The sequence below is a fragment of the Streptomyces sp. NBC_00620 genome, assembly GCF_026341825.1.
Lineage (GTDB): Bacteria > Actinomycetota > Actinomycetes > Streptomycetales > Streptomycetaceae > Streptomyces.
Map to the genome: position 1 here is coordinate 612,403 of NZ_JAPENY010000003.1, position 22,031 is coordinate 634,433.

The window sequence follows — 22,031 nt, forward strand, 5'->3', positions numbered from 1 at the left end:
AAGCGTGACAGGAACGCGCGCCGAACCCATCGCCATCGTCGGCATGTCGGTGCTCTTCCCCGGCGCCCCCGACCTCGCCACGTACTGGCAGAACCTGGTCTCCGGCGTGGACGCCATCACCGAGGTGCCGCCGGGCCGTTGGGACACCGACGAGCACTACGCGCCCGGCGCCGAGCCCCGTGCGGACCGGGTCTACTGCCGGCGCGGCGGTTTCGTGGACGAGCTGGCCGAGGTGGACGTCACCGAGTTCGGGATCATGCCGGCGGCGGTGCCGGCCACCGAGCCCGACCAGCTCATCGCGCTGAAGGTGGCCGCGCAGGCCATCGCCGACGCGGGCGGCGCGGACCGGCTGCCCGCCGACCGGCACCGGATCGGGGTGGTACTCGGGCGCGGTGGCTATCTGACCCCCGGCCTGGTCAGGCTCGACCAGCGGGTCCGCACCGCGAGCCAGCTCGTACGGACCCTCGGCGAGCTGCTGCCCGACCTCGGCGCCGACCAACTGGAGGCGGTACGGCAGGCGTTCACCGACCGGCTCGGGCCGGAGGCGCCGGAGTCCTCGATCGGACTCGTGCCCAACCTCGCCGCGTCCCGGCTGGCCGGGCGGCTCGACCTGCGCGGTCCCGCGTACACCGTGGACGCCGCCTGTGCCTCCTCGCTCATCGCCGTCGACCACGCGGTGCGCGAACTCGCCAGCGGGCGCTGCGACTTGATGCTCGCGGGCGGCGTGCACCACTGCCACGACATCACCTTCTGGAGTGTGTTCAGCCAGCTCGGGGCGCTCTCGCCGAGCGAGCGCATCCGGCCGTTCCACAAGGGCGCGGACGGGGTGCTGATCGGTGAGGGCACCGGCGTCGTCGTCCTCAAGCGCCTCGCCGACGCCGAGCGGGACGGCGACCGGGTCTACGCCGCGATCACCGGAACCGGCGTGGCCTCCGACGGACGTACGACCAGTCTGATGGCCCCCGACTCGGGCGGTCAGGTCCGCGCGGTCCGGCAGGCCTGGGAAGCCGCAGGGCTGGACCCCGCCGCACCCGGTTCGATCGGGCTCCTGGAGGCGCACGGCACGGCCACCCCGGCCGGTGACGGCACCGAACTCACCACGCTCGCCGAGGTGTTCGGGCCGGGTGACGTCGACTCGGACGAACCAGCCGCCGTCATCGGCTCGGTGAAGTCGATGATCGGCCACACCATGCCCGCCGCGGGCGTTGCCGGGCTCGTCAAGGCCGCGCTCGCCGTCCACCACGGGGTACTGCCGCCGACCTTGCACTGCGACGACCCGCATCCAGCGCTTGCCCGCACCCGGTTCACCCCGATCGGCACCGCCCGTCCCTGGCACACCGACACCCGGCAGCCCGTACGCCGCGCGGCTGTGAACGCCTTCGGGTTCGGCGGCATCAACGCGCATGTGGTGCTCGAACAGGTCGCGGCCAGGGCGAAGGTGGAGGTGTACGAGCCGGAGCGGGTGCTGCGGCTGACCGCGCCGACGACCGAGGCGATGGCCGCACTCCTTGACCGCGACGACGCGACGCTCCTCGCCGCCGGTCTCGACGAGCGTGCGGCCACGTCGGGCGCGGACCCGGTGCGGCTCGCCGTCGTCGGGCCCACGGCGAAGCGGCTGGCACTGGCGCGGAAGGCGGTCGCTAAGGGCAAGGGCTGGCGAGGACGCAACGACGTGTGGTTCGTGCCGCGCCCGCTCCTTGGCCCCGGCGGCGGCAAGCTCGCCTTCGTCTTCCCCGGCCTGGAGGCCGAGTTCACCCCCAACTCCACTGATGTTGCACGCCACTTCGGTCTGCCCGACGTCGCCGACGCCACCGTGGGTGACGTGGGCCGACAGGGCACCGGCGTTTTCGAACTCGGCCGGCTCCTGGACGCCGCGCTGCGACGGCTCGGTCTCGTACCGGACGCGCTCGCCGGACACAGCCTCGGTGAGTGGACGGCCATGGCAGCCGCCGGGATCCACGCGGCGGAGGAGGTCGACGCCTTCCTCGCCGGCTTCGACCCCGACGAACTGAGCGTTCCCGGCCTTGCCTTCGCCGCGATCGGCGCGCCCGCGGAGCAGGTGCTGCGGGAACTGTCCGGCCGCGGCGACGTGGTGCTCTCGCACGACAACTCCCCCAACCAGTCGATGATCTGCGGCCCGGAGACCGCCGTCGGAGAGCTCGTCGACCTGTTCCGCTCCCGGGCGGTGATCTCGCAGATCCTGCCGTTCCGCTCCGGCTTCCACACGCCGATGCTGGAGCCGTATCTGGATCCGATCAGGAAGGCGTCGGAGGCCTACTCCCTGCATCCGGCGCGGCTGCCGCTGTGGTCCGCGACGACCGTCGCGCCGTACCCGGCCGAACCCGCTGCGATCCGCGCCCTGTTCACCCGTCATCTGCTGGAACCGGTCCGCTTCCGGCCGCTGGTCGACACCATGTACGCGGCGGGCTTCCGCGCCTTCGTCCAGCTCGGCGCCGGACAGCTCGGCTCGCTCATCGCCGACACACTGCACGGGCGCGAGCACCTCGTCGTCCCCGCGCACTCGCCTCATCGGGCGGGGCTTCCCCAACTGCACCGGGTGGCAAGCGCGTTGTGGGCGGACGGAGCGTCGCCGGAGCTCGCGACGCTGCTGGGCATGCCCGAGACCGCGGCTCCTGTGCGACGGCGCCGTCCGATCAAGCTGGATCTCGGGGGCGCGATGGTGTCCCTCGACGCGGAGACGCGCCGCCGGGTGGGAGCCGCGCTGACCCGGCACCGGACGCCCGGCCCGGAGGCGAGCCCGAGTATGGCCGAACTCGGCGAACAGGGCCTACTGGGAGCGGAGTTGTCCGCTCTGCTGCGTGACGCGACCGCACTCGCCTCGGACGTGGTGACGGCGAGCCGCCTCAAGCGTCGCCCCGGCCCGCCAAGCATCACCGCCTCGCGAACCCCCGCCGAACCGGACTCCCAGCCTCGTCCGCTCCGCCCCCTCGAATCCACCCTCCACGTCTCCGTCGACGCCATGCCGTACCTCCTCGACCACTGCTTCTTCAAGCAGCCCGCCCAGGCCGAACCGGCCGACAGCTGGCCCGTCGTCCCTGGCACCACGGTGATCGCCCACCTCATGGACTTCGCCGAGCGGGCCGCACCCGGCCGGCGCGCGGTGGCCGTCCACGACGTACGGCTGCATCAGTGGGTCACCGCCACTCCGCCGGTCGAGATCCCGGTACGGATCGTTCCCGAGGGCCCGGACCACCCGGACCGGGTCACCGCCTCGCTCGGCTCGTACGCGCGGGCCGTCGTCGAACTCGCCCCTGACCACGGGCAGTTCGATCCCGCTGCGCCCTGGACCTTCCACGCGGCACAGGAGCGGAAGCCCGATCTGACCGCGGCGGAGCTGTACGCCCGCCGCTGGATGTTCCACGGCCCGCGGTTCCAGGGCGTGAGCGAGCTGACCGCGATCGGGGACCGGCATGTGCGTGGCGTCCTCGTCACCCCGCCGGCGCCGGGGGCGCTGCTCGACAACGTGGGGCAGCTGCTCGGCTACTGGATCATGTCCAGCCTTCCGGTCCGTACCACCGTGTTCCCCGTCGGTATGAAGGAGATCCGCTTCCACGGACCGCACCCATCCCCCGGCGAACCGCTGGAATGCCTGATCAGGATCACGTCCGTCACCGACGCCATGCTCGAAGCGGATATGCAACTGGTCCACCGGGGGCGGGTATGGGCGGAGTTCACCGGCTGGCAGGACCGGCGCTTCGACAGCAATCCGCGTATCCGCGCGGCGGACCGCGAGCCCGAACTCCACACCCTGTCCCTGATGCAGCCGGGCGGCTGGGCACTGGTCCACGAGCAGTGGCCCGACCTGGCCACCCGTGAACTCATCATGCGGAACATCCTGGCGGGCGAGGAGCGCGAACAGTACGCGGCGCATGCCCCCCGCGGCCGACGGCAGTGGCTGCTCGGGCGGATCGCGGTCAAGGACGCGGTACGGCATCTGATGTGGGACGGCGGTGCGGGCCCGGTCTTCCCCGCCGAGGTTCGGGTGGGCAACGACCCGGCGGGCCGCCCGTTCGTCACCGGCGGCTACGGCAGGACCTTGCCCGCGCTGCACGTCTCCCTCGCCCACCGCGGCGAGACCGCCGTGGCGATGGCCAGGACCGACGGGCCCTGCGGCATCGACATCGAGGAAGTCATCGAACGCCCCGAGGGCACACTCGCCGTCGCCCTCACCCCGCGCGAGCGCGAACTGCTCCGCGCACTCACGGGGGACACCGCCGAAAGGCTCTGGTTCACCCGGTTCTGGGCCGCCAAGGAAGCCGTCGCGAAGGCGCGCGGCACCGGACTCGGCGGCGAGCCCAAGCAGTTCGAGATCACCGCGGCCGATGGCACCCTGCTGACCGTCCGTGCCGCGGGCGAGGAGTACCGCGTCCGGCACTGTGAGCTGACCGCCCCCCAGCCGTCCGGCCACCCCGGCAAGGAGTACGTCGTGGCCTGGACGGCCGTCAACGATCAGGAGAACGAAGATGACCACTGAACTCGAAGGCGCCGCACCCCGGTCGACACTCGAAGGCGCCGCACCCCGATCGACCCCGGACGGGGCGACCGTACTCGCGGAGATCTCGGCCATCCTGCGCACCGTCCTGGAGGAGTACGGGCTCGACGACTCCGAGATCACCCTGGAGACGTCGTTCCACGACGACCTGGAGCTGGAGAGCATCGACCTCGTCACGCTCTCGGCGCAGCTGCGCGAGTTCTACGGCGAGCGCGTCAACTTCGCCGCGTTCATAGCCGACCGCGGCCTCGAGGAGATCATCGCGCTGACCGTCGGCGACCTCGTCGGCTACGTGGTGGGCTCGCTCGCCGTCGCGGAGGTGGGCTGACCGTGGCGACGATCCGGGTGAACGGACTCGACGTCCACGTCCAGCGCCTCGGCCACACCGGTGACGCGCCGCGTCCCGTCGTCGTCCTCATCCACGGCCTGCTCATCGACAGCCTCGCCAGCTACTACTTCAGTCTGGCCCCGCGGCTCGCCGAGGAGGGCATGGACGTCGTCATGTACGACCTGCGCGGGCACGGCAAGACCTCCCGGCCGCCGACCGGCTACCTCATGGAGGACTTCGTCACCGACCTCGACGAGCTGCTCGACGCACTGGCGGTCGACCGCCCGGTGCACCTGGTCGGCAACTCCTTCGGCGGCGCCGTCGCGTACGCCATGGCCGCCGCCCACCCCGAGCGGGTCGCCAGTGTCGTCGCCATCGAGGCCGAACCGCCGTCCCGGGCCTGGCAGGAGAGCATGTACGCGGGCCTGGTGGAGGGCAACCTGGTGATCGAGCGGGTCACCGAGTGGCTGCGGGAGAACCCGGGCGAACGCAATGCCCGGCCGTTCCGGGCCGCCGGAAAGATGCTCGACGAGACCACCGTCGCCCAGGAGATCCCACAGAGCCGGCTCATCGACGAGGACCTGTCCGCGATCCGCTGCCCCGTCTTCGCCCTCTACGGCGGCGCGTCGGTACTCGCCGCACAGGCCGGCCCGACGGAGGCCGCCCTGGCGGACTGCCGTGCGGTCGTGCTGCCCGACCGGGGTCACTCCCTGATGGTGGAGGCCACCAAGGAGACGTACGACCTGGTGCGCGACTGGCTGTTCGGCCAGGAGACGCACGCCCTGCGGGAGGCCCGCTAGATGGGCAGATTCCTGTTCGTGGTGCCTCCGCTGGTCGGGCACGTCAACCCGGCGGTGGGCACCGCGGCGACGCTGGCGGCCCGCGGGCACGACGTCGCCTGGGCCGGCCACCCCGAGCTCATCCGGAGCCTCGCGGGAGCGGACGCCGTCGTCTTCCCCTGCGGGCTGCCCGAGGGTGCGCCGTCCCGGCCCGCCGAGCTCAAGGGACCCGCCGCCTTCCAGTTCCTCTGGGAGAGCTTCCTGATCCCGCTCGCGGACGCGATGGCGCCCGGGGTGCGCGCGGCGATCGAGGCGTACGATCCCGATGTCGTCGTCACCGACCAGCAGGCGGTGGCGGGCGCGCTGATCGCCGAGTCCCTCGGCCGGACCTGGGTGACCTCGGCCACCACCTCCGCCGAACTGGTCGATCCGCTGGCCGGCATGCCCAAGGTCGCGGCCTGGCTGGATGGACTGCTGGCGGAACTGCGCGGACGGATCGCGGGCGGTGTGGGCGAGGCCGATCCCCGTTTTTCGCCGCACGGTGTTCTGGCGTACACCACGCGCGCACTGCTCGGTCCGGCCGAACTCCCGGACCGGGTCTGGCTGGTGGGCCCGTCCGTGACCGCCCGCCCGGCGCGTCCCGACGACTTTCCGTGGGACTGGCTGGACGCGTCCGCGCTGCCCACCGTCCTCGTCAGCCTGGGCACCGCCAACACGGACGCGGGAGCCCGCTTCCTCAACACGGCCGTCGCGGCGCTCGCCGGGATGGCGGACCGGGTGCGCGCCGTGCTCGTCGATCCCGGCCGGGTCGTCGAAGGCCCGGTCGCCGAGAACATCCTTGTACGCCCGCACGTGCCTCAACTCGCCCTGCTGGAAAAGCTGGACGCCGTCGTCTGCCACGCGGGTCACAACACCGTCTGCGAGGCGCTGTGGCACGGCGTCCCTCTCGTCGTCGCCCCCATCCGGGACGACCAGCCGATCGTGGCTGGCCAGGTCGTCGACGCGGGCGCCGGGGTGCGGCTGCGCTTCGGGCGGGCCGACGCGGCGAAGATCGGTGCCGCGGTCGAGGCCGTGCTCGATCCGGCGGGCGGTCACCGCAAGGCCGCCGAGGCGATCGGTGAGTCCTTCCGGGCGGCGGGCGGCAGCGCGGCCGCGGCGACCCGGCTCGAAACAGTGCCGGCCGTGTCGGCCGTGACCGGAGTACGAGGCGCATGACCGAGAACAGCACGGCCGTTGACCGGCCCAGCATGAGCACCGGCACGCCCGTTGACCGGCCCATCACGCCCGCTGCCGAACCAGACGCCCCCACCGGCACGTTGGCCGCCCTGATCGGTTATGCCAGGCCGCACTGGCGGGTGTTGCTCCTCTCCCTCGTCCTCACCCTCCTGGCCAGCGTCTCGGGCCTGGCCCAGCCGAAGTTCGCCCAGACGATCCTGGACCGCCTCGACAAGGGCGCCGATGTGGGCGCACCGGTCGCACTGCTCGCCGCGTTCCTGGCGGCGGGCGCGCTGCTCACCGGGGTCAACGCCTGGCTCCAGCAGAGGACTTCGGAGCGAGTGGTCCGCCAGGTCAGGAGAGGGCTGGTGCACCGGCTCATCCGGCTGCGGGTCTCCGAACTCGACCAACGGGCGCCCGGCGACCTCATCGCCCGCGTCACGTCCGACAGCACACTGCTCAAGAGCGCGGCCACCGAGGGCCTCATCATGACCGTCAACGGCGTACTGACCTTCGCCGGGACCCTGATCATGATGGCGACGCTGGACGCACGCCTGCTGGGCGTCACCATGCTGGTCCTGGTCCTGGTGGGCATCGTGATCACGATGATCCTGCCCCGGATCAAGGCAGCGGTGGCCCGTTCCCAGACGTCCGTCGGCGCGGTCGGCGCCGTCCTCGACCGCACCCTCGGCGCGGCCCGCACGGTCAAGGCCAACGGCGCCGAGGGCCGCGAGACGCGCGCCGCCGAGGAGGCGGTCGACGAGGCGTACGCGGCCGGACTCGTCGGCGCCCGATACAGCGCCCTGATCGCCATGGTCGGCGGCGCCTCCATCCAGACCGCGTTCCTCGTGGTGCTCGGCGTCGGCGGCGCCTTCGTGGCGAACGGCACCATGTCGGTCTCCGAGCTGATCGCCTTCCTGCTGTACGTGTTCTTCCTGGCGATACCGGTCTCCCAGCTCGTCGGCGGCGCGGCCCAGCTGCAGCAGGGCCTGGGCGCGGTGGGCAGGATCCAGGAAGCCGCCGGACTGCCGGTCGAGGACGACATCGACTCGCCGGCCCTCACCGGCTCCGGCCCTGCGCCGTACATCGGCTCCGCGGCCGCCACCACCTCCGGCCCGGCGCCGGACACCGACTCCCCGTCCGCCACCGTCTCCGGCCCACCGCCGGACATCGAGCTGACCGAGGTCGAGTTCACCTACCCCGGCCGCGCCCCCGCCCTGCGGGGCGTGAGCTTCACCGTCCCCGGCGGCACCCAGACCGCCCTCGTCGGCCTGTCAGGCGCGGGCAAGACCACCCTCTTCTCCCTCCTCCAGCGCTTCTACGAGCCGACCGCCGGCACCATCAGGATCGGCGGCCAGGACATCTCCACCCTGCCGCGCGGCGAGGTGCGACGCCGTATCGCGTACGTCGAGCAGGACTCCCCTGTCATGTCCGGCACCCTCCGCGAGAACCTGCTGTACGCCGCGCCCTCGGCCACCGCCGAGCAGCTGGCCGAGGCCCTGGCGGTCACCCGTCTCGACGGCCTGGTCGCCCGCCTGCCCATGGGCCTGGACACGGCGGTGGGCCCGCGCGGCGTCACGCTGTCCGGCGGTGAGCGCCAGCGCCTCGCCATCGCCCGCGCCCTGCTGCGCCGCCCTCAGGTGCTGCTGCTGGACGAGGCGACGGCCCAGCTCGACGCCCGCAACGAGCAGGCGCTGAGCGAGCTGATCGGCCGCACCGCCGGACAGTGCACGGTCCTCCTGATCGCACACCGGCTGTCCACGGTGACCGAGGCCGACCAGATCGTGGTCCTGGAACACGGCGACGTCCGCGCGATCGGCACCCACCACTCCCTCGTCGACGACGACGAGCTCTACCGGGAACTGGCGTCGACGCAGCTCCTGGCGGCCGAGCCCCGGCCCTGACCGCCGCGGGACCGGGGAAGCACCGGAGGAGATCCGTGGTTGACGGTGGAGACGACAGCGACCGATCTCCACCGGAGCACCCATGCCGAGCCCGGGCCAGCAGGCCCCCTCAGCGGGGCCCCACGCCGAAGCCGTCCGCTTCTCCGTGCTCGACCGCTCCCGTACCCGCGAGGGCCACGACGCTCCCGAGGCCCTGCGCGACACCGTACGGCTGGCCCAGGACCTGGAGGCGCTCGGCTACCACCGCGTCTGGGTGTCGGAACACCACGGCGTCCCCGGTGTCGCCGGGTCCGCGCCGACCGTGCTGGCCGCAGCGGTCGCCGCCGCCACCCGTACGATCCGGGTCGGCACCGGCGGTGTGATGCTGCCCAACCACCAACCGCTGGTCGTGGCCGAGCAGTTCGGTGTCCTGGAGTCCTTGTTCCCCGGCCGGATCGACATGGGACTCGGCCGTTCCGTCGGCTTCACGGACGGGGTGCGCAAGGCGCTCGGCCGGGACAAGGACGACGCCGATGATTTCGCGGCGCAGCTCGCCGAACTGCTCGGCTGGTTCCGCGGGACGTCGTCGACCGGGGCGCACGCCCGCCCCTCCGAAGGCCTGACCGTGCCGCCTTTCATCCTCGCCATGGGCGAGGGCGCGACGATCGCGGCGCGGGCCGGTCTGCCCATGGTCATCGGCGACCTCCGGAACCGGGACAGGATGCGGCGCGGGATCGATCACTACCGCGAGACGTTCCGCCCTTCCCTCTGGGCCGGGGAGCCGTACGTCGTCATCTCCGGCACGGTCGCGGTGGCCGCGACCCCGGAGGACGCCCACCGTCTGCTGCTCCCCGAGGCCTGGTCGATGGCGTACTCCCGCACCCACGGCACGTTCCCCCCGCTGCCGCCGGCCGAGCGCGTCGAGGGCCTCCCGATGAGCGCCAAGGAACGGGGTTTCTACGAGTCCGGTCTGACCGGGCACATCGCGGGCACCGAGGAGCAGGTCGCCCATGAACTGGAGACGGTGATCAAGGAGACCGGCGCGCAGGAGGTGCTGGTCACGACCAGTACGTACGACAGGGACGCCCTCCTGGACTCCTACCGGAGGCTCGCCCGGGTCGCGGGGCTGACCGGGTCTCCGAGCACCTAGCGCACTACTGGGAGAGGTGGTCAGGACCAAAGCGCCGTCACCGCTTGGTGCACTGCCGTGGCCGCCCCGGCCAGAGCGCCTATGGAACGGCCCATGACCGCGATCGTGTCGGCCGCGCCCTCGATGGTGTCCCGCTGTTCCGCGGGGTCATCCAGACCGCGCTCGATCCGCCCCACGGCGCGCTCCCCAGTGTCACGGTCGTCGCCCTCTTCGAGTTGGTCGAGGGCAGACCGGAACTGCCGGAGACTCACGCGCACTTCCTTGAGCGCTTGATCGCCCACGAGCGGAGACGCCGACTGGCTGACGCGACTGACGTCCCTTCCTGCACTGATCGACTGGACGGTGCTGCCGTCGCCAGTGCTCACGTCCGACGATACTTGCGCACGGCCTTTCCTGTTCCGCCAGCCGCCTTCGCGCCGTAAACGGGTCATTCCGTATCACCCTTCCTCGTTGCCTTCTCGCTCGTCTCTCGCTCGCTCGGCCGACTCGGCTGCCGGTCCTGGGAATCCTCCTTTCCCTGCCGGACGTCCTGCACGTCCCGCCCCGCGGTGACAGCCTGGATGATGCTGTTGTCACCAGCGTGGATGACCGTCATGATCTTCTGCACCTGGCGCTGGAATTCCGTGACGTCGACACCCTTGTCCTCCAGGAAATCCTCGACCGTGGCGAACATGCGCGACTGCATGATCTCGACGTGGCGTACCGCGTCCTCGGACACGTGCATGTCGCTGGTGTACACGGGTGAGTAGCGCTCTCGCAGGCTCGTGGGCATCGGCCTCTTCGGAACCTTCGTCAACGGCTCGTCGGTTGTCATCTCCTCACGTTCATGTGTCCACCACCGCAGGAGGCGCCAGCAACCGAGCCCCAAAGCCAGGAGGTCTCCCAGGGCCTGCACCGGGATCTGTACGAAGGAGGTGATCCGGCGGAGCCGTTCCGGGTCCACGGCTTCCTCGACCTCCTCGAAGAGGGGCGAGAGAACGTGCGGCCGCACGACGAAGTGGAGCTCCTGACCTTCGATCACTGCCGAGGCCAGGACCGTGACAACCAGTTGCCCCGACCAGGTGCAGACCTGCGCGGACAGGTACCGGCGGACCTCCAGCCCGGACGCGGTCACACCCTGTGCCCGTCCCCGGTCGTGCTCGTCGCTCGGGCTGTCGCCACCGGGAATCCTGGGTAGGCGCGCCCACCGCCGGTCGGGCCCACCCCGTACCTCCTCGACCTCGCAGCGCAGGGGGTTGAAGGGCGGCTCGCCGAGACTCAAGTCCTCCAGGTCTTCCCTCACCGCCGCGAGCAGTTCCTCGGGGTCGAAAGCCTCGAATTCCTTGCGGACCTCTTCGCTCTCCTCGTCCTTCGCGCCTCGCAGCTTGATGCTGACCGTTGACCGGCCCCACGGAGACTTCCCCGCTCCGATAAAACGCCAGCCTGTCTCGTAGAGCTCATACGCGAGGGCGTTGCCCTTTTGTGCTCGTTCGATCGCGTCGATTCGACTCCGATTCCGCGGCCCCGTCCATGGATTGCGGCGGTCACGGTCGCAGACCAGGGCATAGACGGTCGCGACGAGCCGGTCCACGATCCGCACTGCCATGAAGGCGAGCGTGGCGAACTCGGCAGCCCGGAAGGTCTCCGCGCTGACCCGGCTCGTGGGCCGGAGCACTATCACCAGCACAGGAAGCAGGAGCAGGAGGAACGTCGCCACCCAGGCCCGGCCCGCCCAACGACGTCGCAGCGCAGAGCGCCACGGGTGCCGTCCTGGGGGTCGGGCGACCGCAAGGGCAAGAGCAGCCGTGAGCGCCCACACGCCGAAGCCGAGCGGAAAACGGTAGGCGATCCAGCCCAGGGCGAGGGCCAGCATCGTACGGCGAATGCGCCACTGTCTGCGTGCCGCGAGGCAATGCGCGAGCACGGGACCGAGATCGAATCCGAATGACGGCACCACGCGTATTCGCGACAGAAGCACCTTGCCTATCGCCTATCGTGCGAGGGGTTCGCCCAGGGGCGGACAGATCGACTCCGGCTGCTGCCACCGCGGCCGCTCGTCGTTCCGCAGTGTGCGCACCGAATTGACCCCGAATCCGTAGGTCCGCAGATGACGCCATGCCGCCCTGACCGGCTCCAGTCGATCGGGGCGAGCGTGCGCGGCCGCAGACAGTCGCCTGGTCACTTCCGTACGCGTGGCATGACTCGCTTTGCCACCCCGTTCACCCTGTGACTTGTCGGGCGTCGTCACCTGTGGTGTGGGTGGGTGAATGGAGATGGCCTGAAAGTAGCGTTCTCGTCGTTCCTGCATGGACACACCCACCACAACGCCCTCCCCCGAGAGGGCGCCCTGAGGTGCGATGGTGGCCCTCTGTGACGCTCCGCAGTCTGGACCCATATAGTCCCTGCCCCGCAGCACTCGCGCAGCGTCGAATTCGGCCTCTGTGAGAAACGGCGCGGGCCGAGTGTGATTCAGCACTCCACGCGGCGGATCACTGCAGGTGAGAGCAGCGGAAGCGGTCGGTGGCCTTGTACCGTGGGCCCCTTCCCCAAGCCCTCAGGAGTCCGGCCCATGCCAGCCCCCACGACCTGTACGTCCGCATTCGCGGCACCCTTGAGCCCAATCCCCGGGGTGTCAGCGTTCCACGGGACGTTCTGGCGGTGTTCACCGGCGTCTCCGGCTCCGGCACGTCCTCGCTCGCCTTGGGGACCATCTACGCGGAGGCCCAGCGGCGCAACCGGGTTTCATTCGCAATGCCTCGGGCCTTCAGGCCGATGGTGAAGCGAATGTGAGGGTGGCGACGCGGAGCGTCGCGGGTTTCTGTCCGGCGGGGTCGGGCCACGCGTGCCCACTGGCTGCGGCGGTGAACACCGTGACTGCTGGTTCACACCGCCCGCATGATTTCCGCTCTGCGCGTCAGATGGACATCGGTGAGCACCTTGTGCCGGAACTTGGTCACGAAGACCAAGTGAACATTCATCGCAAAGCACACTGACGGCCCGTACACATGTTCCCTATGCATCCCATAAAGCAACCGTAGTACCGTCGCCCGCATGCAGCTCAGGTACAGCTTCGCCCTGTACCCGAACACCCCTCAACGCACCGCGTTAGCACGGGCGTTCGGGTGCGCCCGCGTCGTGTTCAACGACGCGGTGCGCGCTCGCGAGGACGCCCGCACGACGGGTGAGGCGTTCCCCGCGGCAGGGGAACTGTCCAAGAAGCTGATCACGGAGGCGAAGCAGACCGATGCGCGGTCCTGGCTGGGTGAGGTCTCCGCCGTGGTGCTCCAGCAGTCCCTGCGGGACGCCGAGGCCGCCTACCGGAACTTCTTCGGGTCCCTTAAAGGCGCCCGCAAGGGTCCGAAGATGGGTGCACCGCGTTTCAAGTCCCGTAAGGACAGCCGTCAGTCGATCCGGTTCACCGCCAACGCCCGCTGGTCGATCACCGAGAGTGGGCGGCTGAAGCTCCCGAAGATCGGCGAGGTCAAGGTCAAGTGGTCCCGGACCCTGCCCACCACTCCCACCTCGGTCACGGTGATCAAGGACGCGGCCGGTCGGTACTTCGCCAGCTTCGTCATCGACACCGACCCTGCCGCCGACGCTGCCCGGATGCCCGACACCGACCAGAGCGTCGGCATCGACCTCGGCCTCACCCATTTCGCAGTTCTCTCCGACGGCACGAAGATCGACTCCCCGAAGTTTCTGCGCCGCGCGGAGAAGAAGCTGAAGAAGGCGCAGCGGGAACTGTCCCGCAAGCAGAAGGGATCGAAGAACCGGGAGAAGGCCCGCCTCAAAGTCGCCCGCGCCCATGCGAAGGTCACCGACGCCCGGCACGAGTTCCACCATCACCTCTCCACCCAACTGATCCGCGACAACCAAGCGATCGGCGTGGAGGACCTGGCGGTCAAGGCGCTAGCACGCACCCGGCTGGCCAAGAGTGTCCACGACGCCGGATGGTCGACGTTCGTGACCATGCTCGAATACAAAGCGGCACGGTACGGCCGTACCCTGATCAAGATCGGCCGGTACGAACCGACCTCCCAGACCTGCTCGGTCTGCGGCACCAAAGACGGACCCAAGCCCCTGCACATCCGGGAGTGGACCTGCGCCGCCTGCGGCACCCTCCACGACCGGGACCACAACGCCGCGATCAACATCCACACGGCCGCCGGACTGGCGGTTACGGCCTGCGGAGCGCCGGTAAGACCAGGACTCGTCCCGGCACAGCGCGATGAAACAGGAAGCCATGGATTCCCGCCCGAACCTCGTGCCGCGTAGCGGCACAGCAACGGAGGAGAAGGCCAGAATCCTCGGGCTTCAGCCCGAGGAGCAAGTCAAAACCCCGAGACGCTCGAAGCGTCGCGCGCAGCCTCAGCACACTCTTCGACGTCGGCCTCGGCTATCTGCGACTGGGCCAGCCCGCCACCGAGTTGTCCGGCGGGGAGGCTCAACGGATCAAGCTGGCCAGCGAGTTGCAGCGGGTGCGCCGTGGCCACACGCTCTATCTCCTCGACGAGCCGACGACCGGGCTGCACCCGGCCGATGTCGAGGTGCTGCTGCGCCAGTTGCACGGTCTGGTCGACGCGGGCCACACCGTCGTGGTCGTCGAACACGACATGGCGGTGGTCGCGGGCGCGGACTGGGTGATCGATCTGGGTCCGGGCGGTGGTGACGCGGGCGGCCGAATCGTCGCGGCAGGGCCGCCGGCCGAGGTGGCACGGGCGGAGGGGAGCACCACGGCTCCCTATCTCGCCCGCGCGCTCCCTCAGGCCCCGTAGGGGTGTGCGTGCGGGCCCGGCGACCGCAGCCCTCCTTGCGCGGCGTGGGCCAGGTCGCGGCGGTCGGCGTGGTCGCCCGGTGCGAGTACGGGCCGCAGGTCCAGCTCCGCGACCAGGGAGCGGGCCGACACGACCCGCCACACCGAGGTGAGCAGGGAATCGCTGCCGACGAAGGCGGGCGCGGTGCTCGCCGCTCCCCCGTCCAGCCGGTAGTGGATGCGTACCGGCTGGACCGGCACGCCTGCGTCGAGGGCGGCCTGGAAGACGGCCCGGCGGAAGTACCCCTGTGCCCGGCCGCACCAGGTGCTGCCCTCGGGGAACACCACCATCGTGGACCCTTCGCGGAGGGTGTCCGCGATCCGCTCGACCGTCCGCGGCAGCGCGCTCAGCCGGTCGCGCTCGATGAACAGCGCGCCGCTGCTCGCGGTCAGCGCGCCCGCCACGGGCCACTGCCGGATCTCGGCCTTGGCGATCATCCGCCCGGGTCGGACGGCGGCGAGCAGCGGGATGTCCATCCAGGAGATGTGGTTGGCGACCACCAGCAGGCCGCCGGCGGGCGGGGTGTCACCGGTGATCCTCAGGCGCACGCCCGCGGCCCGCACGATGGTCCGGCACCAGGTCCTGATGAGCCGGTCGCGCGGCGCGGCCGGGATCCGTCCGACGACGGGGATCAGCACGATCCCGAAGGTGAGCACGGACAGGAGGGTGGCCAGCCGCAGCAGCGCGCGCGGCACGCCGGCCATCGACCCCGTGGACTCCAGGCAGAGGCGCGGGGTGCACGGGGCGCTGGGCAGCCAGGCGCTGCTGGGCGTCTGGACGGGCCGGAACGCGACCGGCCGCACGCCGGCCCGGCGCGGCGACGGCACCTTAGTGGTCGTGGCCGGGAAGGCCGCCGTGGCGACACCCGGGTTGACGAGCGCCGTCGTGTCGCGGCGAGGGCGCAGTATCACGCCCACCCGGGACGCGCGGATGACCCCGTTGCGAGTGGCGCCTATGACGCCAGTGCGGGAGGCGTTCATCAGGCCGGTACGAGCGAGAGGAAGTGCCGGAGGTAGCGCGGGTTGACGTTGCGCATGGACAGCAGCACGTACAGGTCGGCGACGCCGAAGTCGGCGTCGTGCGCGGGCTCCGCGCACACCCAGGCACCGAGCCGCAGATAGCCGCGCAGCAGCGGGGGGAGCTCGGTGCGCGCGGGCCGGGCGATGCCTTCCGCGCTCCAGGGCAGCAGAGGCCGTACGCGGAACTCCTCGGGCGCCAGGTGCTTGGCCTGGACCCGGTCCCAGGTGCCCGCGGCGAGCGCGCCTCCGTCGGCGAGCGGGATGGAGCAGCAGCCGGCCAGCCACTCGTGGCCGCCCTCGACCATGTAGCGGGCTATCCCGGCCCAGATGAGTCCGATGACGGCGCCGTCGCGGTGGTCGGGGTGCACGCAGGAGCGGCCGACCTCGACGAGTCCGGAGCGGATCGCGGCCAGCGGGCCGAGGTCGAACTCGTTCTCCGAGTACAGGCGTCCGGCGACCGCGGCCCGCTCGGGCGGCAGCAGCCGGTAGGTTCCGACGACCTGACCGGTCTCCGTGTCGCGGACCATGAGGTGATCGCAGTAGGCGTCGAAGGCGTCGATGTCGAGACCCGGCTGGGGGGTGGTCAGCAGGGCGCCCATCTCTCCCGCGAACACGTCGTGGCGCAGCCGCTGCGCGGCGCGGACGTCGTCCTCGTCGCGGGCGAGGGTCACGGTGTAGCGGGTGGGGGCGGTCGACAGTGGGGGGCTGTCGAGGGTGGAAACGCCGTTCATGGCACTCTCCTGGTCACGGGCCGGTTCGGCGGAGCGGTGGCAGGCCGGATCTGTTCGGCCTGCGCGCTCCTGTTCTTCCGACGCCGGTTGGCGTACGCGTGACCTGTGCCGAGAGCCAGGATGTGAGGATGCTGAATGCCAGGGGACGGCCGGAACGATTCCTTCTGCGGAATCCGTCGCTCCGGAGTTGCGAGACGGGACCGGGGCTGAGCACCACCCCCGGTCCCGCCCGTCCGCACATTGACGGCGAACGTCCTACGGCTACCGCTTGCCCGACTTCCGGGTCGCGCGCAGCCACTCCTTGTTCATGCTGGTGATGGATACCAGCGGGATCCCCTTCGGGCAGGCGGTCGCGCACTCTCCGGCGAGGGTGCAGCCGCCGAAGCCCTCGTCGTCCATCTGCGCCACCATGTCGAGGACCCGGGTCTCGCGCTCGGGCGCGCCCTGCGGCAGGACGTTGAGGTGGTTGATCTTCGCCGATGTGAACAGCATCGCGGCGCCGTTGGGGCAGGCCGCGACGCAGGCGCCGCAGCCGATGCACTCGGCGTGTTCGAAGGCGAAGTCGGCGTCCGGCTTGGGCACGGCCGTCGCGTGGGCCTCGGGTGCGGCGCCGGTCGGGGCGGTGATGTAGCCGCCTGCCTGGATGATCCGGTCGAAGGCCGACCGGTCGACGACGAGGTCCTTCACGACCGGGAACGCCGAAGCCCGCCACGGTTCGACGTCGATGGTGTCGCCGTCCTGGAAGGACCGCATGTGCAACTGGCAGGAGGTCGTGCGCTCGGGGCCGTGTGCGTCGCCGTTGATGACGAGCGAGCAGGCGCCGCAGATGCCCTCGCGGCAGTCGTGGTCGAAGGCGACGGGGTCCTCGCCCTTGAGGATGAGTTCCTCGTTGAGGGTGTCGAGCATCTCCAGGAAGGACATGTCGGCCGAGATGTCGTCCACTTCGTAGGTGGACATCGCTCCGTCGGCGTCGGCGTTGCGCTGCCGCCAGACGCGCAGGGTGAGCTTCATGCGTAGCTCCGCTGAGTGGGGTGGACGTACTCGAAGACCAGGTCTTCCTTGTGCAGGACGGGCGCGTCGCCGGTGGCCGTGAACTCCCAGGCGGCCGCGTACGAGAACTCCTCGTCCTTGCGGGCCGCTTCGCCTTCCGGCGTCTGGGACTCCTCACGGAAGTGCCCGCCGCAGGACTCGCTCCGGTTCAGCGCGTCGAGGCACATGAGCTCGGCGAGCTCGATGTAGTCGATGATCCGGTTGGCCTTCTCCAGTGACTGGTTGAACTCCTCGCCGGTGCCGGGGACCTTGATGCGCCGCCAGAACTCCTCGCGGATCTGCGGGATGCGCTCAAGTGCCTTGCGCAGCCCGGTCTCCGTGCGGGCCATGCCGCAGAACTCCCACATGAGTTCGCCGAGTTCGCGGTGGAAGGAGTCGGGGGTGCGGTCGCCGTCGACGGCGAGGAGCAGCCGCAGCCGGTCCTCGGTCTCGGCCAGCACCTCCTGAACCTCGGGGTGTTCGTCGGTGACCTGCTCGTGGTGCGGGTTGCGGGCGAGGTAGTCGTTGATCGTCGAGGGGAGTACGAAGTAGCCGTCGGCGAGGCCCTGCATCAGGGCCGAGGCGCCCAGCCGGTTCGCGCCGTGGTCGGAGAAGTTGGCCTCGCCGATCGCGAACAGGCCGGGGATCGTGGTCTGGAGGTCGTAGTCGACCCAGAGTCCGCCCATCGTGTAGTGCACGGCGGGGTAGATCCGCATCGGCACGGTGTACGGGTCCTCGGCGGTGATCCGGGCGTACATGTCGAAGAGGTTGCCGTACTTCTCCTCGACCTTGGCCTTGCCCATCCGCTGGATGGCGTCGGCGAAGTCGAGGTAGACGCCCTGGCCGCCGGGGCCGACACCGCGGCCTTCGTCGCAGACGTTCTTGGCGGCCCGGGAGGCGATGTCGCGGGGCACGAGGTTGCCGAAGGCGGGGTAGATGCGCTCCAGGTAGTAGTCGCGCTCGTCCTCGGGGATCTCGTTCGCGGGACGGGTGTCGCCCTGCGCCCTCGGGACCCAGATCCGTCCGTCGTTGCGCAGCGACTCGCTCATCAGGGTGAGCTTCGACTGGTGTTCGCCGGTGCGCGGGATGCAGGTGGGGTGGATCTGGGTGAAGCAGGGGTTTGCGAAGTAGGCGCCGCGCCGGTGCGCCCGCCAGATCGCGGTCGCGTTGGAGTTCATGGCGTTCGTGGAGAGGTAGAAGACGTTGCCGTAGCCACCGCTCGCGAGCACGACGGCGTCCGCGTAGTACGTGTCGATCTTGCCCGTGATCAGATCGCGGGCGACGATTCCGCGTGCCCGCCCGTCGACGACGATCACGTCGAGCATCTCGGTCCGCGCGTGCATCTCGATGTTGCCGGCGGCGATCTGCCGCGACAGCGCCTGGTAGGCGCCGAGAAGCAGCTGCTGGCCCGTCTGGCCGCGGGCGTAGAAGGTCCGGGACACCTGGACGCCGCCGAAGGAACGGGTGTCGAGGAGGCCGCCGTACTCACGTGCGAAGGGCACACCCTGCGCGACGCACTGGTCGATGATCTCGACCGAGATCTGCGCGAGGCGGTGGACGTTGGACTCCCGCGCCCTGAAGTCCCCGCCCTTGACGGTGTCGTAGAAGAGCCGGTGGACGGAGTCGCCGTCGTTGCGGTAGTTCTTCGCGGCGTTGATGCCGCCCTGCGCGGCGATCGAGTGGGCGCGGCGGGGCGAGTCCTGGTAGCAGAACTGCACGACGTGGTAGCCCTGTTCGGCGAGTGTGGCGCCGGCGGAGCCGCCCGCGAGGCCGGTGCCGACGACGATCACCGTGTGCTTGCGGCGGTTGGCGGGGTTGACGAGCTTGGCCTCGAAACGGCGGGTGTCCCAGCGTTCGTTGACCGGGCCCTGCGGGGCCTTGCCGTCGACGACCGGCTCACCGGTCGTGAAGTCTGCGTAGGAGGTCATGGTCAGCTCACCAATCCGGTCATGACGCCGACGGGTACGGCGAGGAAGCCCGCCGTCAGCACCAGCGCGAGGGCGTTGGCGATGGTCTTGAGGGCGCGGTCGCGGGAGCGGCTGCCGGCGCCCAGCGTCTGTGCGGCGCTCCAGAAGCCGTGCCGGATGTGCAGGCCGAGCGCGAGCATCGCGACGATGTAGATGGTGTCGCCGTACCAGGTCGAGAAGGTGTCGATGACGTTCTGGTACGGGTGTCCGGACTGGAAGCCGTCCGGGTGCACGGTGCCGGTCGTCAGGTCGAGGATGTGCCAGACGATGAACAGGCCGAGGATGATCCCGCCCCAGCGCATGGTGCGGGTGGCATAGCTGGCCCGTGCCTTCTTGTGCACGTACTTGCTGGGGCGCGCCCTGATGTCGCGGCGGCTCAGCTGGTAGGCGGCGGTGGCGTGCGCGACGACGGCCACGACGAGGACGACGCGGATGATCCACAGCGCCCACTCGTAGTGCAGGAAGGGCTCACCGAGGGTGCGGAGCCAGTGCGCGTAGTGGTTGAACTCGCCAGGACCGAAGAAGATCTTCAGGTTGCCGAGCATATGGACGACCAGGTAGAGCAGCATGATCAGGCCGCTGACGGCCATCACGGTCTTCTTGCCGACGGACGAGTCCCACACGGTGCGCGTCAAGGACGGTTTTCGGTCCGTCCGCGTTGCCAGAGCCATGGAACAGCACGCTAGGGCCCGAGAGGCCGATCGGTCCAAGACATGGTCCGGCTCGATTCCATAGGCATGACCTATCGTGGCTGCTGTGCACTTCCAACAGCTCCAGTACTTCGTGGCGGTCGCCGAGACCCGGCACTTCACCCGGGCCGCCGACCTGGTCCATGTCGCGCAGCCGTCGCTCTCCCAGCAGATCAAGGCGCTGGAGCGGGAGTTGGGGGCGGACCTGTTCCTGCGGGCGCGCGGCAACATCACACTTACGGACGCCGGGGAGGCACTCCTCCCGCTGGCCCGGCGCATCCTCGCCGACGCGGACACGGCCCGGCAGGAGGTGCAGGAGCTGGCCCAGCTGCGCAGTGGCCGGGTCCGTCTCGGCGCGACCCCGAGCCTGTGCACGGGCCTGCTCCCGGACGTGCTGCGCGCCTTCCACGACCGCTATCCGGGCATCCGGCTGCTGATCGAGGAGGGCGGTTCCCACGACCTCGTACGGGAGCTCGCCCGCGGCGCCCTCGACCTCGCCCTGGTCGTCCTGCCCCTGCCCACGCCGTCCCCCGCGCTGACCACGGTGGAGGTACTGCGTGAGGACCTGGTGGTGGTGTCGTCACCGGACGCGTCCGCACCCGGAGGGGGCCGCCGCAACGTCCGGATCTCCGATCTGGAGAGCGAGCGCCTGGTGATGTTCCGGCACGGCTACGACCTGCGCGAACTGACGGTCGCCGCGTGCCGCGCCGAGGGTTTCGAGCCCGACTTCGCCGTCGAGGGAGGCGAGATGGACGCGGTCCTCGGCTTCGTCCGGGCGGGGCTCGGTGTCGCCGTCGTACCGCGCATGGTCGCCACCCGGTCCGGGCGCGGGCTGCGGGTGACTCCGCTGGCGCGGCCCGGACTCCATCGGACTATCGCCCTGGCACACCGCAGCGATGTGGCTCCGCCTCGGGCGGCACGGGAGCTCCAGCGGATGTTGCTGGAACGGTGACGCTCCGCTGGGTGCGGCGTCCCCGGTAGCGCCGTTCTCTTTGGCGCCGTGCGGGACTGCGGGTCGTTTGTGGCTGGTCGCGCAGTTCCCCGCGCCCCTTGCGGGGCCCTTTCACCAGGTGGGGATGAGGCCGCCGTCGATGATGAAGTCGCTGCCCGTGATGTTGCTCGCGCGGTCCCCGGCGAGGAAGAGCACCAGGTCGGCGATCTCGGCGGGCTTGGAGAAGCGGCCGGTGACGGTCGCGTCGGAGGCCTGGGCGACCACGTCGGCGGCGGTGATCCCGGCGGCGGCCGAGACCGACGCCGCCACTCCCCCGCCGCCGAGCCACAACTCGGTCTCCACCGGGCCCGGGCTCACGGTGTTGACCCGGATGCCCTTCGGGCCGACCTCCTTGGACAAGGCCTTGGAGAACGCCACCAAGGCGGCCTTGCCCGCGCTGTAGTCGATGACCAGGGGGTCGGGCAGGGTCGCGTTGACCGAGGCGATCGTCACGACCGAGCCGTGCCCGGCGGCCAGCATCGACGGCAGCGCCGCACGGGTGACCCGTACGGCCGCGAGCAGGTTCAGATCGACGGTGCGCCGCCACTCCTCGTCGGTCACCGACAGGAAGCCGCCGGTGCGGGCGGGGGCCGTACCCACGTTGTTGACCAGGATGTCGATCCGCCCGCCCGCCGCCTCGACCAGCCGCCCCGCGGCAGCAGGATCGGCGAGGTCGACCGGCACCCAGGTGACGTGTCCCTTGTCGACCAGCGCGTCGAGAGCCGGGGTCGTGCCGCGGGAGCCGGCTATCACCGTCGCGCCCGCTTCGACCAGCGCCTCGGTGATCGCGAAACCGATGCCCTTGCTGGCTCCGGTGACGACGGCGGTCCTGCCCTGAAGTTCAGTGCTCATCCGGTCCACGGCTCCATCTGAGAGAGGTGCGTTCCACCAGTGAGACACACAAAGGGCCGGGAGCGCGAGGTGCCCCGGCGGCGGGCGCCCCG

General features: G+C 70.6%; 16 protein-coding genes and 2 pseudogenes. 10 read left to right on the forward strand and 8 right to left on the reverse strand.

From position 1 onward, the window contains the following. The first annotated feature begins 4 nt into the window (after positions 1–4). From OG246_RS34085 to OG246_RS34110, 6 genes are all read left to right on the forward strand, one after another. Complete coding sequence (locus tag OG246_RS34085) at positions 5–4,495, forward strand: beta-ketoacyl synthase N-terminal-like domain-containing protein (RefSeq protein ID WP_266472306.1); 4,491 nt, start codon at positions 5–7, stop codon at positions 4,493–4,495. Beyond that, complete coding sequence (locus OG246_RS34090) at positions 4,485–4,841, forward strand: phosphopantetheine-binding protein (protein WP_266472308.1); 357 nt, start codon at positions 4,485–4,487, stop codon at positions 4,839–4,841. Before OG246_RS34085 ends, OG246_RS34090 begins: the two co-directional genes overlap by 11 nt. Positions 4,842–4,843: 2 nt before the next feature. Beyond that, positions 4,844–5,641 carry an alpha/beta fold hydrolase gene (locus tag OG246_RS34095; RefSeq protein ID WP_266472309.1) on the forward strand — a complete coding sequence of 266 codons (798 nt, stop codon included), beginning with the start codon at positions 4,844–4,846 and terminating at the stop codon, positions 5,639–5,641. Next, positions 5,642–6,835, forward strand: a complete 1,194-nt coding sequence (locus OG246_RS34100; RefSeq protein WP_266472312.1) for a glycosyltransferase — start codon at positions 5,642–5,644, stop codon at positions 6,833–6,835. Beyond that, positions 6,832–8,739, forward strand: coding sequence for an ABC transporter ATP-binding protein (locus OG246_RS34105; RefSeq protein ID WP_266472314.1), 1,908 nt, complete (start codon positions 6,832–6,834; stop codon positions 8,737–8,739). Before OG246_RS34100 ends, OG246_RS34105 begins: the two co-directional genes overlap by 4 nt. 82 nt (positions 8,740–8,821) lie before the next feature. After that, positions 8,822–9,868, forward strand: coding sequence for an LLM class flavin-dependent oxidoreductase (locus OG246_RS34110; RefSeq protein WP_266472317.1), 1,047 nt, complete (start codon positions 8,822–8,824; stop codon positions 9,866–9,868). A gap of 20 nt (positions 9,869–9,888) precedes the next feature. Here the strand turns inward: OG246_RS34110 and OG246_RS34115 are convergent, their stop codons facing one another. Together OG246_RS34115 and OG246_RS34120 are read right to left on the reverse strand one after the other, a co-directional pair. Then, on the reverse strand, positions 9,889–10,119 hold the full coding sequence (locus OG246_RS34115; RefSeq protein ID WP_266472319.1) for a hypothetical protein: 231 nt from the start codon (positions 10,117–10,119) through the stop codon (positions 9,889–9,891). A gap of 176 nt (positions 10,120–10,295) precedes the next feature. Further along, positions 10,296–11,771, reverse strand: coding sequence for a hypothetical protein (locus OG246_RS34120; protein WP_266472321.1), 1,476 nt, complete (start codon positions 11,769–11,771; stop codon positions 10,296–10,298). Positions 11,772–12,373: 602 nt separating this feature from the next. Between OG246_RS34120 and OG246_RS34125 the strand changes: the two are divergent. From OG246_RS34125 to OG246_RS34135, 3 genes and pseudogenes are all read left to right on the forward strand, one after another. Further along, a pseudogene (locus OG246_RS34125) lies at positions 12,374–12,634 on the forward strand (hypothetical protein); the annotation flags it as partial. Between the two features lie 264 nt (positions 12,635–12,898). After that, complete coding sequence (locus OG246_RS34130) at positions 12,899–14,122, forward strand: RNA-guided endonuclease TnpB family protein (protein ID WP_266472324.1); 1,224 nt, start codon at positions 12,899–12,901, stop codon at positions 14,120–14,122. A gap of 77 nt (positions 14,123–14,199) precedes the next feature. Beyond that, positions 14,200–14,622, forward strand: a pseudogene (locus OG246_RS34135) (ABC transporter); the annotation flags it as partial. Here the strand turns inward: OG246_RS34135 and OG246_RS34140 are convergent. From OG246_RS34140 to OG246_RS34160, 5 genes are all read right to left on the reverse strand, one after another. After that, positions 14,610–15,464, reverse strand: a complete 855-nt coding sequence (locus tag OG246_RS34140; RefSeq protein ID WP_266474924.1) for a 1-acyl-sn-glycerol-3-phosphate acyltransferase — start codon at positions 15,462–15,464, stop codon at positions 14,610–14,612. The pseudogene OG246_RS34135 and the gene OG246_RS34140 sit on opposite strands and share 13 nt — an antisense overlap. 176 nt (positions 15,465–15,640) lie before the next feature. Further along, the gene (locus OG246_RS34145; protein WP_266472327.1) at positions 15,641–16,411 is read right to left on the reverse strand and encodes a GNAT family N-acetyltransferase; all 771 of its coding nucleotides are present in this window, start codon (positions 16,409–16,411) and stop codon (positions 15,641–15,643) included. 261 nt (positions 16,412–16,672) lie between these two features. Then, positions 16,673–17,422 (reverse strand): succinate dehydrogenase/fumarate reductase iron-sulfur subunit, encoded by a 750-nt coding sequence (locus tag OG246_RS34150; RefSeq protein WP_266472329.1) that lies wholly within the window; start codon positions 17,420–17,422, stop codon positions 16,673–16,675. Next, entirely contained in the window at positions 17,419–19,368 is a 1,950-nt protein-coding gene (locus OG246_RS34155; RefSeq protein WP_266472331.1) for a fumarate reductase/succinate dehydrogenase flavoprotein subunit, read from the reverse strand. Before OG246_RS34155 ends, OG246_RS34150 begins: the two co-directional genes overlap by 4 nt. Positions 19,369–19,370: 2 nt before the next feature. Next, on the reverse strand, positions 19,371–20,042 hold the full coding sequence (locus tag OG246_RS34160; RefSeq protein ID WP_266474925.1) for a succinate dehydrogenase: 672 nt from the start codon (positions 20,040–20,042) through the stop codon (positions 19,371–19,373). A gap of 121 nt (positions 20,043–20,163) precedes the next feature. On the opposite strand from OG246_RS34160, the gene OG246_RS34165 reads away from it, so the two are divergent. Next, positions 20,164–21,048 (forward strand): LysR family transcriptional regulator, encoded by an 885-nt coding sequence (locus OG246_RS34165; protein WP_266472333.1) that lies wholly within the window; start codon positions 20,164–20,166, stop codon positions 21,046–21,048. Between the two features lie 111 nt (positions 21,049–21,159). Here the strand turns inward: OG246_RS34165 and OG246_RS34170 are convergent, their stop codons facing one another. After that, complete coding sequence (locus OG246_RS34170; protein WP_266472335.1) at positions 21,160–21,939, reverse strand: SDR family NAD(P)-dependent oxidoreductase; 780 nt, start codon at positions 21,937–21,939, stop codon at positions 21,160–21,162. Positions 21,940–22,031 lie beyond the last annotated feature (92 nt).